Source organism: Pseudomonas pohangensis, from assembly GCF_900105995.1.
GTDB classification, from domain to species: Bacteria; Pseudomonadota; Gammaproteobacteria; order Pseudomonadales; family Pseudomonadaceae; genus Aquipseudomonas; species Aquipseudomonas pohangensis.
Window position 1 is genome coordinate 96,122 of the sequence record NZ_LT629785.1, and the last position, 12,144, is coordinate 108,265.

At 56.2% G+C, this 12,144-nt stretch carries 12 protein-coding genes and 2 tRNA genes; 4 read left to right on the forward strand and 10 right to left on the reverse strand.

The window, feature by feature from the left end; genetic code table 11:
* Positions 1–241: 241 nt before the first annotated feature.
* Positions 242–1,429 carry a delta-9 fatty acid desaturase DesA gene (gene desA, locus BLT89_RS00405; RefSeq protein ID WP_090192565.1) on the forward strand — a complete coding sequence of 396 codons (1,188 nt, stop codon included), beginning with the start codon at positions 242–244 and terminating at the stop codon, positions 1,427–1,429.
* Positions 1,430–1,522: 93 nt separating this feature from the next.
* Here desA and BLT89_RS00410 read toward each other — a convergent pair whose 3' ends face one another.
* A complete protein-coding gene (locus BLT89_RS00410) occupies positions 1,523–3,163 on the reverse strand; it encodes an AMP-binding protein (protein WP_090192566.1) in 1,641 nt (546 codons plus the stop codon).
* Positions 3,164–3,575: 412 nt separating this feature from the next.
* On the opposite strand from BLT89_RS00410, the gene BLT89_RS00415 reads away from it, so the two are divergent.
* The gene (locus BLT89_RS00415; RefSeq protein ID WP_090192567.1) at positions 3,576–4,400 is read left to right on the forward strand and encodes a tetratricopeptide repeat protein; all 825 of its coding nucleotides are present in this window, start codon (positions 3,576–3,578) and stop codon (positions 4,398–4,400) included.
* Between the two features lie 68 nt (positions 4,401–4,468).
* Entirely contained in the window at positions 4,469–4,981 is a 513-nt protein-coding gene (locus BLT89_RS00420) for a tetratricopeptide repeat protein (RefSeq protein ID WP_090192568.1), read from the forward strand.
* Between the two features lie 220 nt (positions 4,982–5,201).
* On the opposite strand, the gene BLT89_RS00425 is transcribed toward BLT89_RS00420, so the two are convergent.
* From BLT89_RS00425 to BLT89_RS00450, 6 genes are all read right to left on the reverse strand, one after another.
* Positions 5,202–5,277, reverse strand: a tRNA-Thr gene (locus tag BLT89_RS00425).
* Positions 5,278–5,536: 259 nt separating this feature from the next.
* Positions 5,537–6,793, reverse strand: a complete 1,257-nt coding sequence (locus tag BLT89_RS00430) for a methyltransferase (protein ID WP_090198541.1) — start codon at positions 6,791–6,793, stop codon at positions 5,537–5,539.
* Between the two features lie 43 nt (positions 6,794–6,836).
* The gene (locus BLT89_RS00435) at positions 6,837–7,526 is read right to left on the reverse strand and encodes an ABC transporter permease (RefSeq protein ID WP_090192569.1); all 690 of its coding nucleotides are present in this window, start codon (positions 7,524–7,526) and stop codon (positions 6,837–6,839) included.
* Positions 7,523–8,218 (reverse strand): ABC transporter permease, encoded by a 696-nt coding sequence (locus BLT89_RS00440; RefSeq protein ID WP_090192570.1) that lies wholly within the window; start codon positions 8,216–8,218, stop codon positions 7,523–7,525. Before BLT89_RS00440 ends, BLT89_RS00435 begins: the two co-directional genes overlap by 4 nt.
* 50 nt (positions 8,219–8,268) lie before the next feature.
* A complete protein-coding gene (locus tag BLT89_RS00445; protein ID WP_090192571.1) occupies positions 8,269–9,024 on the reverse strand; it encodes an ABC transporter substrate-binding protein in 756 nt (251 codons plus the stop codon).
* 14 nt (positions 9,025–9,038) lie between these two features.
* Positions 9,039–9,812 (reverse strand): ABC transporter ATP-binding protein, encoded by a 774-nt coding sequence (locus BLT89_RS00450; protein WP_090192572.1) that lies wholly within the window; start codon positions 9,810–9,812, stop codon positions 9,039–9,041.
* A gap of 307 nt (positions 9,813–10,119) precedes the next feature.
* Here BLT89_RS00450 and BLT89_RS00455 point away from each other — a divergent pair, with 307 nt between their 5' ends.
* A complete protein-coding gene (locus BLT89_RS00455; protein WP_090192573.1) occupies positions 10,120–10,554 on the forward strand; it encodes a CBS domain-containing protein in 435 nt (144 codons plus the stop codon).
* Positions 10,555–10,765: 211 nt separating this feature from the next.
* Here the strand turns inward: BLT89_RS00455 and BLT89_RS00460 are convergent, their stop codons facing one another.
* The 3 genes from BLT89_RS00460 to BLT89_RS00470 form a co-directional block, all read right to left on the reverse strand.
* Positions 10,766–11,245 carry a hypothetical protein gene (locus tag BLT89_RS00460; protein WP_157718763.1) on the reverse strand — a complete coding sequence of 160 codons (480 nt, stop codon included), beginning with the start codon at positions 11,243–11,245 and terminating at the stop codon, positions 10,766–10,768.
* Between the two features lie 83 nt (positions 11,246–11,328).
* Entirely contained in the window at positions 11,329–11,793 is a 465-nt protein-coding gene (locus tag BLT89_RS00465) for an HD domain-containing protein (protein ID WP_090192575.1), read from the reverse strand.
* A 254-nt stretch (positions 11,794–12,047) separates the two neighbouring features.
* Positions 12,048–12,123 (reverse strand) — tRNA-Phe (locus BLT89_RS00470).
* Positions 12,124–12,144 lie beyond the last annotated feature (21 nt).

Consider the following 12,144-nt stretch of genomic DNA (forward strand, 5'->3'; position numbering starts at 1 on the left):
GGATAACCGCTGAGGTTTTATGCAGAACCGCGTCTTGCCCGCAAATTTTTCGGGCCAGAAGAATTCGCAGAATTGAGCGGCAGCGGTTGTTGCCTGTCAGTAGTCAATTGATACTGCGGTTCACACTTTTTCCACGCGCTGGCTGGTTAAATCCGTGTTGGGACATGGATGCATTTTCCGCCGCTGTGCGGGAGAATGTGTACAAGTGTTCACTTGCTTATGTGTGTAGGGTGGTTTTTTCATGTGGTATTTCGGTTTGCTTGATCTTTCCGCCTGGCAGTTGCTGGCGGTGACCCTGGTGCTGACGCACATCACCATTGTCAGCGTAACGGTCTATCTGCACCGCTTTTCAGCCCATCGCGCGCTGGATCTGCATCCGGCGCTGCAGCACTTCTTCCGCTTCTGGCTGTGGTTGACCACGGCGCAGAACACCCGCGAATGGACGGCCATCCACCGCAAGCACCACGCCAAGTGCGAGACCGTCGACGATCCGCACAGCCCGGTGATCAAGGGCTTGCGCACGGTGCTGCTGACTGGCGCAGAGCTCTATCGGGCCGAGGCCGAGAATCCGGAAACCCTGCGCATCTACGGCAAGAACTGCCCGGATGACTGGCTTGAGCGCAATGTCTATTCACGCTTTCCGGTTGGCGGCATCGTCATCATGGCGGTGATTGATCTGGCCCTGTTTGGCGTACTTGGCATGACCGTGTGGGCGGTGCAGATGATGTGGATTCCGGTCTGGGCTGCAGGTGTCATCAATGGCCTGGGGCATGCCGTGGGCTACCGCAACTTCGAGTGCCGTGATGCCGCCACCAACATTTCTCCCTGGGGCATCCTGATCGGCGGTGAAGAGCTGCACAACAATCACCATACCTACCCCAACTCGGCCAAGCTGTCGGTAAAAAAGTGGGAGTTCGATATGGGTTGGGCCTGGATCCAGCTATTCAGCTTTCTGCGTCTGGCCAAGGTGCAACGTGTTGCGCCGGTCGCCCATCGCGTGGAAGGCAAGCGGCAGCTGGATATGGATACCGCGATTGCGATTCTCAACAACCGTTTCCAGATCATGGCGCAGTACCGCAAGCTGGTTATCGGGCCGCTGGTCAAACAGGAACTGGCCAAGGCCGATGACTCGGTGCACCACCTGTTCCACCGTGCCAAACGCCTGCTGTCACGTGAAACCAGCCTGCTCGATGACAAGCATCAGGCACGAATTGCCGCCATGCTGGCGCAGAGTCAGGCACTCAGGGTGATCTACGAAAAGCGTCTGGCCTTGCAACAGATCTGGGTCAAGACCAGCGCCAATGGTCATGACATGCTTGCCGCCATCAGCGAGTGGGTGCATGAGGCAGAGGCCAGTGGTATCCAGTCGTTGCGTGATTTTGCCGGGCAACTGCAGAGCTATTCGCTGCGTCCGGTCAGTGTTGCCTGAGTCCGGCAGCGCCGGTAGTGGTTAGCTGTCGCCGGCGCGGTCTATAAGAGGCAAAAAAACCCACCAGCCGGTGGGTTTTTGCTTTCTGGAGAATTACTCGAAAATCACCTTGCCCTGCCCCAGGCCACTCTCGATCCAGGGGCGGTAGCGCTCTTCGATCTGCTTGCGGCGCAGTTTCATCGTTGGCGTCAGCAGGCCGTTGGCAATACCCCACTCGTCGGTGGTGACAAATATCTGCGGCATGCGCTCCCATGCCGGCAGCTCGGCGTTGATCTCGTCGAGAACGCGACCAAGCTCCTCCTGCAAGGCTGCCCGCTCCAGTTTCTGGCCGGGTTCGGAGAGACTGACCAGAGCCGCCGGCTGATCCAGGCCATGGCCCAGCACGCAGTACTGCGACAGCAGCGGGCAGCGACCGAAATGGCTTTCCAGGTCGGTAGGACGGACGAATTTTCCCTTGCTGGTCTTGAATACTTCACTGATGCGGCCGGTGATCCACAGGCAGCCGTCTTCATCTATGCGCCCGGAATCGCCGGTGTGGTACCAGCCGTCGATAATGGCTTCGGCGGTTTTCCCCGGCTCCTTGTAATAGCCTTTCATCAGGCCTTTGCTGCGAAACAGCACTTCACCGGCATCGGAAATTTTCAGCTCGACACCCGGCCCGATTGGACGGCCAACGCAACCGGCCTTGGGCTGGTCGTTGTGGGTCCAGATGCAACCGTGGATGAAGTTCTCGGTCATCCCGTAGCCATCGCGCAGCACTACTCCGAGGTCGATGAACCAGTTCTGCACATCGCGCGGGCAGGGTGCTGCGCCGGTAATGATAGTGCGTGCTTCGGCCAGGCCCAGATTGCGTACGATCCCGGCTTTCATTTCTGCGGAAAGATTGGCCTGTGCCGCAGGCGGAACCTTGGCATCGACACCTTCCTTGAATTTGATCCACAGGCGCGGCACCGAGAAGAACAGGTGGGGTTGTACCGAACGCAATTCCTCGGCAAACGTGGCCAGACCTTCATTGAAGGAAATCTGCCCGTTGCAGTAGATCGACGACATCTCAACAATGATCCGTTCGGCCGCATGCGCCATGGGCAGAAAGGAGAAGAAGCGGGTATTGCCGATCTCCGATTTGGTCGCCGCGAGCATCTCCGGGCAGGTATAGCCCGGCGTTATATGCGCGTGCTCGACGCCTTTCGGGTTGCCCGTGGTGCCGGAGGTATAGATGATGGTGAAGGTGTCATCCGGCTGTGGAAGAGGTGACTCCGTGTAGGGTGGGAAAGCTTCCAGGATATCGTCCAGAGCATACTGGCAAGGCACCTTGCAGCCGAGCATGGCAACCCGCGGGATGCTGTCCGGAATGGCCTGATCGGCTTTTTCCCATTGATCGAATCCGCCGAGGAAGATCAGCGCGGATTCGCTGTGTTCAAGAATGTAGCGCGCCGAAGCGATGTCCTGCCCCGGATAGAGCGGCACACTGATGTGGCCGGCCAGCATGATTGCCAGATCGACGATTGGCCAGTCCTTGCTGTTGGAGGACCAAAGCGCAATGCGGCTGCCGGCGGGCAGTTCCAGGCTGCGCATGAATGATGCTGTGCGACGCACGGCATCGCCGACTTGTGACCAGGTGTATTCGGTCCACTGCAGGTTGTGCGGTTGGCGCAGGAATACCTGATGGGGGGTGGTCGATTCCCAGTGGTAGAACATTTGCAAGGGGGTCTTGGGGCTGGTGATTGTTGGCATCACTTCATGTCCATTGTTCTGATTATTAGAAGAAGTCCCTGCTTAACAGGGCAGCTGCAGGTGGAGCAAGACAGGGTAACTTTAGTGGTTAATCAGGCTATTGGGAAATAGCGAGGGTTGCTTGTCCATGCCCTGACAATTGATCCCTCCGCTCGAAGGAGGCCTGCGGAAGGCTGTTGAGCAGTATTCCGGCGCTCTCCAGCCAGGTCTTCGTCAAAGCCGGCGATGCTATGAGTCGGCCGGTTACACAACGATACTGCGTGGATGGCCGCCGGATCGGGAACCCTTGGTCAGAAATGCGAACTCCGCTGCGCCTGCTGTTTGGCGTTATGCTGCCTGGCAGATTAAAATAAACAGAACACGGACGGGGAGCCTCCCCTGAGTAACTCTATCAACGAGTGAAGGATTGATCATGCGCTTTAGTATCGCTCTGGCTGGACTGCTTTCAATTGGGCTGGCTCATACGGCACACGCAGATTACAAGGCAGGTCTGGACGCTTACCAGAAAGGTGATTTCAAGACAGCTCTGGCCGAAGTCAAGCCGTCGGCCGAACAGGGCAACGCAATGGCGCAGTTCGGTATGGGACTGATGTACCGGAACGGTCAGGGCGTACTGCCTGACTATCAGGAAGCCCATAAATGGTTCAGCTTGGCTGCCGATCAGGGTAACGGCGCTGCCCAGTTCAATCTCGCCATGCTGTACCACAACGGTCAGGGCGTGACCAAGAATTTCCAGGAAGCGGCAAGGCTCTATCGTCTGGCTGCGGACAATGGCAACGCCCGTGCCCAGTTCAATCTGGGCACCATGTATCAGATGGGGCAAGGCGTACCACAGGATTACAAGGAAGCTGCACGGCTGATCCGTCAGGCTGCCGAGCAGAAGATGGCAGTCGCGCAATTTGCCATGGGCGGTCTTTATTTTTCCGGCCACGGGGTTGTGCAGGACTACACCGAGGCGGTCAAGTGGTACCGGCTGGCTGCAGACCAGCGCACCCCCATCGCCTTGATTGCCTTGAGCGGTATGTATGCCAACGGGCAGGGAGTTGCCAAGAGCCCGGTGATTGCTTATGCCCTGGCCAATGTGGTTGCCGACAAGAACAAGACCTATGCCGGTTTGCGTGACACTCTGGGTGCCAAGCTGAATGCGGCCCAACTCAAGGATGCACAGAAGCTCACCAGAGATATTGCCCAGCAGGGCACAAATCGGGTCTTTGATCATAATCTGGCTGCCAAGTAACAACGCTGAACTTCAGGAAGCGACCGATTCCGGGTTGCCGGAAGTTGCTACGAGTGGCGGAGAGTTGTATGCGCATCATCATCGCAATCACCGGGCTGCTTCTCGCAGCGGTAATCACTAGCGCTCAGGCAGGCCTCGCCGAAGGTGTCGAGGCTATCGGCAAGGGCGATTTCAAGGCTGCGCTGGTACAGTTGCAGCCGCTGGCGGAACAGGGCAACGCCGATGCCCAATTCAATCTCGGTCTGATGTATTTCAATGGCACTGGCGTCCCGCAGGATGATCAGCTAGCACTCAAATGGTTCCGTCTGTCTGCCGATCAGGGCGATGCCTTTGCCCAGTTTGCGCTTGGCAACATGTACTTTCTGGGGCGCGCCGTAGAGAAGAACTTTGTTGTCAGTTATGCGCTGGGCAACCTGTCGGCAGCCAATGTCCCTTCCTACTTCACGGCGCCGGCGCAGATGCGTGACGCTTCAGCGGCTCAGCTGGATTCCCGGCAGATTGAAGCCGGACAAAAGCTCACTCGTGAAATGCGCCAAATGCGGCCGCTGCCGGCGCTGGATGCCTACTTGCAGAACAACTGAACTGGACTAGCTGGCAACTGCACAGGGTTCTGTTTCATTGCGCCGACGTATTGCTACGAATTACACGATGGGCGACTCAGAGCGCTTTCGGTCGTGCCTGTCGAATGCCAGAAAAAATGGGCAACTTGAGAGGCTGTGACCAAAGCGGTGACCAAATCACATCAAAAACCCGGAAACGAAAAAGGCCAATCTCGCGATTGGCCTAAGTCGTTGTATTTGATGGTGCCGGCACCAAGAGTCGAACTCGGGACCTACTGATTACAAGTCAGTTGCTCTACCAGCTGAGCTATACCGGCTTCGGGGCGCCATTATATCCATTGAGGCGGATGAGTAAACTGCAAAATGCGCAGATTAATCGGTTATGTTCGGCTGGCTTGTTATGCACATTCGAAATCAGCCCGTATTTGTTGTGCATCGATTGTGGGGCGAGAATAAGTCGGTTTTGCAACCCATTGTTTTTATTGGTATTTGTTAAATTCCCCGAGAAGTCTGTATTCTGCTCGAAGCTAGTGTTGGCGCGGCTTTGCAGGTGTTTTCCAGATATTATCAACAGAATTATCCACAGGCGTTCAGGCTGTTGTCAGGCAGTTCGGCCAGCAACATGAGGTTGCGTGGAGTCAGACGGGTTTCGCAGAAGGTGCCAAACCGGACCTGATAGCCGCGCTCCTGCAGAAACAGCGCTCTGTCGATGAGCAGCCAGATTTCCAGAGGCCGGCGAAACAGGCCGCGCACCAGCTCAAGGTTGCGTACCTTGGCGAGCTGCCGCCAGCCTTCAGCCTCCAGACTTGCCCAGTCATGCCGGGAGCCGAGGCTGAGCTGTTTCTGTTCTGCCAATTCTGCGCAGTACTCGGCATACGGGCGCTGCAGCCAGCTAGTGGCAAGCGGTGGTGTGGGCAGGTAGGCATCAATACCGCGAAGTTCGCGTTGCAGCAGGTCAAAGCCGAGCCTCCAGGCCATCGACTGGTCGCGCTGCTTTCTGACGCGCCGTCCAGCGGTGACTGTTTCACATTGCAGCAGACGCAGATCCTGCCTGTCGAGTTGCAGCCGGGATTGCTTGGCCGCGCTTGAGAGCGCCTGATACTGCGTACTCTGGATGCGGTTGTAGCAGCACGGTGCAATCGCCAGTTGCCTGCAGCCTGCTGCACTGGCCAGCTGCAGCAGACGAACATGCAGATCCCCGCAGGCATGCAGGGCAACCGGTGTCTGCGCAGCGGTCAGGGTCTGCCGGGCCTTTTCTTCCATGACATCCAGCGCTATATGGTTTGCCTGAATGCTCAGTTTGTCCGAGAGAGTCTGGCCACTTTTCACCAGCTCCGGATCGCGTTCGATACAGGTCAGTGCCGCCGAGTCCTGGGCCAGATAGCGTCCCAGATGACCTTTCCCCGCGCACCAGTCGAGCCAATGGCGGGGTTTCTCGTGGAAATGCAGGCAACTGCCGAAGGCTTCCAGTTGCTGCCATTTTCTCCCCGGGACGTCCAGCGCCGCACGTGGATTGCAAGCGGGTTGTTCTACTCCGGCCAGCCGGCAGATCTGGCCAAGTTGAGTGGCGCGTTGGGCAATTGTCCGGAATGGCTGCGGTGCTTCGAGTAACTGGGGCTGGTTGTGCGCCGCTTCGGCTTGCTCAAGGCTTCTTGAGCGCAGCCACTGTGCCAGTTCGGTATGTTCGCTTTCCCAGTCGAGCTGGCGCCGGGTAAAGGGCGTGGGTCGCCATAACTGCTGATGGGCAAGCAGAAATTCGTCCAGGGCGGAAAATCTGGCCAGCAGCTGATCCGAAGTGAGCGGCTCTGCAGCAAACGGGTTGCAGCTATCCATCAGGCTGTTCTGCCGATCACTGCGCGTCGCTGGCGAGGGCAGATCAGCGCCCCTGACAGGCATCTACCCGCAGGTATTGTTCCAGTTGCTTGAAGGCGCGGACCAGTACATAGGAAATCAACAGGTAGAACAGCCCGGCAGCGAAGAAAATCTCGACCGGCAGATAGGTTCTGGCAATGATCGTGCGCGCCATCCCGGTGAGTTCCAGTAGTGTGATGGTACTGGCCAGCGAGCTGGCTTTGAGCATCAGGATGACTTCGTTGCTGTAGGCCGGCAGGCCGATGCGGGTTGCCCTCGGCAAGGTGATGTAGAACAGCGTTTGCCATTTGGACATGCCCAGCGCGCGCGCGGCTTCGATCTCGCCCGACGGAATGGCCTGGATGGCGCCGCGGATGATTTCCGCAATGTAGGCTGCCGTGTGCATGGTCATGGTGATAACCGCACACCAGAACGGGCTGCGCAGGTAGGGCCACAAAGGTCCTTCACGGATAATGTCGAATTGGGGCAGGCCGTAGTAAACCAGAAACAGCTGCACCAGCAGCGGTGTGCCGCGAAAGAAGAAGATATAGCCGTAAGGGAATGCACGTACGTACCAGCGCTGCGATGAGCGCGCCACGCCCAGTGGTATGGCCAGAATAAGACCGGCGACGACAGCGATGCCAACCAGTTCGAGCGTAAGCCAGGCGCCTTCGAGCAGCTTGGGCATGTATTTGATGATGACTTCCCAGTTCATGCGGCACTCCTGGAGAAGCCGCGACCTGCGCGTTTTTCAAGAAAATACATGGTGCTCATGGCAATCACGGTCAGGCCCAGATAGATAAAGGCCGCGACCAGGAAAAAGGTGAACGGTTCCTTGCTGGCAGTCACGGCTATCTGCGAGCGGCGCATGATTTCTTCCAGACCGATGACCGATACCAGAGCGGTGTCTTTCATCAGAATCATGAACAGATTGCCCAGACCGGGAAGGGCGATACGCCACATTTGCGGCAGAATGATCCGCCAGAAAATTCTCGTTTTGCCCAGGCCCAGGGCCTGTCCGGCTTCACGGTGACCCTTGGGGATCGCCAGAATGGCGCCGCGAAAGACTTCGGTTGCATAGGCGCCAAAGCACAGCCCGAGAGCGATGGTGCCCGCTGCGAAGGCGTTCAGCTCAAGACCGGGAAGGTTGAGGAGTTCGCCGATATTGCGCATCAGGGTGACACTGCCGAAATAGATCAGCAGCACCCAGAGTAGTTCTGGTACTCCACGGACCAGCGTTGAATAGCCGCCGCCCAGCCATTGCAAAGGCTTGTGCGGTGAGGTTTTGCCCAGTGCGCCGAGCAATCCCAGCACCAGACCCAGCGTAAGCGAACAGAGCGCCAGCTTGATGGTCATCAGGGTGCCGGCTGCCAGAGCCGGGCCGAATCCGTAGAGATCGAAATTCATGTGTGCTCGATGGCCGGCGCTGCCTCAGCAGGCAGCGCCGGTCAGGCAGATCAATAGATGCTGAAAGGGAAGTACTTGTCGTTGATGGTCTTGTAGGTGCCGTTATCAACGATGGCCTTGAGTGCTGCGTTCAGCTTGTTGGTCAGCTCGGTATCGTTCTTGCGCACGGCAATGGCGATCTTGTCGTTGTCGAAAACCGGCTCGCCCTTGAACTCGTAGGCTTTGCCGGCATCGCTCTTGAGCCATTCCCAGTTGACAAACTTGTCAGCCAGAACGCCATCAACGCGGCCGGAACTCAGGTCCAGATAGGCGTTTTCCTGGGTGTCATACAGCTTGATTTCAACCACGTCACCGAGGTTGTCTTCCAGCCAGGTGCCGGCGATGGTGGCACGCTGAGCGCCAATTACCTTGCCCTTCAGGCTGGCCTTGTCGGTCTTCAGGTCAGAGCTTTTCGGCGCAATGAACTGCAGCTTGTTGGTGTAGTAGGGGTTGGTGAAGTCAACTGCCTGCTTGCGCTCGTCGGTGATCGACATCGAGGCAACAATCATGTCGAACTTCTTCGCGTTCAGCGCAGGAATGATGCCGTCCCAGTCGGAAGTGACGATTTCGCATTCGACTTTCATTTGCGCACAGAGAGCGTTGGCGATGTCGATGTCGAAGCCGACGACTTTGCCGCTGGCGTCGATCAGGTTGAAGGGAGGGTATGCGCCCTCGGTACCGACTTTCAGCTTTTCAGCAGCCACAGCACTGGTGCCGAGTGCGAGCGTGGTGACGGCAGCGAACAGAAGTTTTTTGTAGTTTTTCATGCGGTACTTCTCCATTAGTTATTACTGGACATGAACTGTTTACAACGAGCCGATAGCGGGTTGTCAAAAACCTGCTCTGGCGTTCCTTGCTCTTCCACCAGACCCTGATGGAGAAAGACTACTTCGCTGGATACGTTCCGCGCGAACTGCATTTCATGGGTCACCAGCAGCATGGTGCGCCCCTCATCGGCGAGTGCGCGGATTACCGCAAGCACTTCCTGCACCATCTCCGGGTCAAGCGCGGAAGTGGGCTCGTCAAACAGGATGACCTTCGGTTGCATGGCCAGCGTACGGGCAATGGCCGCGCGCTGCTGCTGACCGCCGGAAAGTTGGGCTGGATAAACGTGGCGCTTGTCGGCGATACCGACCTTGTTCAACAGCGCTTCAGCAACTTCGGTAGCTTCGGCCTTGCTCTGGCCGAGAACCCGGCGCGGCGCCTCGATGATATTGTCGAGCACGCTCATGTGTGGCCACAGATTGAAATTCTGGAATACGAAACCGATTTCGCTGCGCATGCGGTTGATCTGCCGGCTGTCGGCGGCAACCAGGTCGCCATTCTTAGACGGCTTCAGCTTGAGCTCTTCGCCGGCAATGATGATCTGGCCCTGATGCGGGTTTTCCAGCAGGTTGATGCAGCGCAAAAAGGTCGACTTGCCGGAGCCGGACGAGCCGAGAATCGAGATGACATCACCATCGCGCGCAGTCAGCGAGATACCTTTGAGGACTTCGAGGTCGCCATAGCGTTTATGCAGGTTGCGAATTTCCAGCGCGGGCGTGGCCTCGGCCATACAGAATCCTCAATTTAGCGTTGCGCTTCCGCGCTGTTATGGCCTTCCTGGCAAGTAATCAACCTAGCATAGCGTCAGGAGCTGAGCCAAGCGCATAAGTGTGGCTTGTACATGCAGGGGTGACAAGTTGTCGCATCGCCGCAGCCAGCTGTCGCATATGCAGAATAGTGCATCTCTGCAGGCACTTGGCGCACAGGCATTGCGTACCTTGCTTGGCAAAGTGTCCGGTCGGCCCGACAACGGCAATCATCTAGTGCATCCGCCTAGGCTCTGCTAAAACACATAGGGTGCCCCGAGGAGATAATGCATGAAACCGGTAGGTGAAGTTCTCAGATACAAGGCCGACAGCGCCCTTGTCAGCGTTACCCCCATGACCACTGTCCTTGAGGCGGTGATGCTGATGGCCGAAAAGGGCATCGGCTCTTTGCTGGTAATGGAAGGCGAAAAGATGGTGGGCATCCTCAGTGAGCGCGACTATGTACGGCGTGTCGCTCTGTTTGAACGCTCTGCTCTGGGCACCACGGTTGGCGAAGTGATGACTGTTGATGTGGTTACCGTTTCGCCAACGGATGGCACGCAATATTGCATGCAGTTGATGACGGACAAGCGCTTGCGCCACTTGCCCGTTGTCGAGAATGGCGAGTTGGTCGGTCTGCTCTCGATTGGCGATCTGGTCAAGCACGTGATCCAGGAACAGGAGAGCCTGATCAAGCATCTGGAAAGTTATATACGAGGCGAATGAATCGGGCGCCTCCGAACCATAGGCAATAAAAAACCCGCACTAGGCGGGCTTCTTAGGGTGTTTCGGGTGGTTTAGGTACCACCTGAAAACGAATGGTGGTGTCAGAGGCAGAATCGAATTAAATAGCTAACTACCTGTATTTTAAATGATTTTGTGGGTTTCTATTTTATAGATGCCATCAAGAATGCCCCAAAAACAAAAGTATTTTGTGTTAGTTGTCAAAACTTTCTTCTGGAGCCCATAGCGGTGCAGAGTCTGGCAAAGTCATTTCACTGAAGTAGTGTTTAAGCGCCATTGCTGCGTCCTTGGGTTGCTTTGACGGCAATCCGCCAACAGACCTGAGAACGTTTCTAACAATTTCATCGTCGGCGATCAGAGTAGGTATAAGGGCATGATGAAAGTACTTGAACCATTTCTCATCTTGCATGTTTGAGCGGTCTCTAAATATCTCCAGTTGAGGGGAGTAAAAGAGCTCTAGATACCGCTCGGAAAGCACCTCATACGGTGAGTAAAGCGGCCAGATGTTAATTTGGCCATCCAATCCGAAGTCCCGTAGCCTGCTGATGGCAGCACTCTGCAACTCTAGAAGTTTTGCGGCGCAGAGAAACTTGCGCCGGCATGTCATTACCAAACTATGCAGGTATGCGTTGGAGCATTCTCTTTGAATGGCTCTAAATTCACTGATACGCATTGCTTGCATCCAAAGGGTCGCGCGCGTGCGCTTTTATATGTATAGGGCGGCTCTGATGGTAATCAGGCTCTAGCTCATCACGCTCAATCGGCGCTAAGCCCGCCTGCAATTAAATATTCTGCTGGCTGACGGCGGAGGAAATCGATGGCTTTGCGGTACTTCTCTACACGGGCCATGTCCTTTTCTGATGGGGAGGAAAGTCGTGACAGATCGCTATTCTCTAGCAAGTCAGCGAGTTTCACTTTGCGCCCAATTGGGTCAAGGGCGGCTCTGGCTACGAAGGCTTCATAATTCTCATTAGCGCGCTTCGTCAGAGCATCAACAGCTCGAACTACAGATTCAGGGAAGCCCTCATTTCTGAGCATATCAAGCGTTATTGGAGAGTCCTCCACTGCATCATGAAGCACGGCCGCCATTCGTTCCTCACTGCCCGTCATCCTGAGCATCACCCGCAACGGGTGAATGATATAGGCCTCGCCCGCCTTGTCTGTTTGGCCTTCGTGCGCCTTGGCGGCAATGGCTATTGCCCTCTCAAGTGTCGCCATGATTGCTCCTTTATTAATTGGTTTGCCTTGCGTTATCTGAGGCGGTAATTATTGCTAGGACAAGCACGTCAAACTTCTCAGCATCAAGCGTAATTGCCTTGCGAAAAGGGCGTTTGGGTGTCGATAACACCCAAGATTGCCCCTAATACTTTGGGCGTTCAAGTGAAGTGATGGGAATTCAGGGCAATAAAAAACCCGCACTAGGCGGGCTTCTTAGGGTGTTTCGGGTGGTTTTGGTACCACCTGAAAACGAATGGTGGTGCCCAGAGACGGAATCGAACCGCCGACACGGGGATTTTCAATCCCCTGCTCTACCGACTGAGCTATCTGGGCAACGGGGCGCCATTAAACGGA

What these genes read in the sequence shown, in the direction of transcription:
- BLT89_RS00430 (WP_090198541.1), bottom strand. Translation starts at nt 6,793, where the DNA reads ATGGATAGCTGCAACCCGTTTGCTGCAGAGCCGCTCACTTCGGATCAG.
- BLT89_RS00435 (WP_090192569.1), bottom strand. Translation starts at nt 7,526, where the DNA reads ATGAACTGGGAAGTCATCATCAAATACATGCCCAAGCTGCTCGAAGGC.
- BLT89_RS00440 (WP_090192570.1), bottom strand. Translation starts at nt 8,218, where the DNA reads ATGAATTTCGATCTCTACGGATTCGGCCCGGCTCTGGCAGCCGGCACC.
- BLT89_RS00450 (WP_090192572.1), bottom strand. Translation starts at nt 9,812, where the DNA reads ATGGCCGAGGCCACGCCCGCGCTGGAAATTCGCAACCTGCATAAACGC.
- BLT89_RS00410 (WP_090192566.1), bottom strand. Translation starts at nt 3,163, where the DNA reads ATGCCAACAATCACCAGCCCCAAGACCCCCTTGCAAATGTTCTACCAC.
- BLT89_RS00455 (WP_090192573.1), top strand. Translation starts at nt 10,120, where the DNA reads ATGAAACCGGTAGGTGAAGTTCTCAGATACAAGGCCGACAGCGCCCTT.
- BLT89_RS00420 (WP_090192568.1), top strand. Translation starts at nt 4,469, where the DNA reads ATGCGCATCATCATCGCAATCACCGGGCTGCTTCTCGCAGCGGTAATC.
- desA (WP_090192565.1), top strand. Translation starts at nt 242, where the DNA reads ATGTGGTATTTCGGTTTGCTTGATCTTTCCGCCTGGCAGTTGCTGGCG.
- BLT89_RS00415 (WP_090192567.1), top strand. Translation starts at nt 3,576, where the DNA reads ATGCGCTTTAGTATCGCTCTGGCTGGACTGCTTTCAATTGGGCTGGCT.
- BLT89_RS00460 (WP_157718763.1), bottom strand. Translation starts at nt 11,245, where the DNA reads ATGCGTATCAGTGAATTTAGAGCCATTCAAAGAGAATGCTCCAACGCA.
- BLT89_RS00445 (WP_090192571.1), bottom strand. Translation starts at nt 9,024, where the DNA reads ATGAAAAACTACAAAAAACTTCTGTTCGCTGCCGTCACCACGCTCGCA.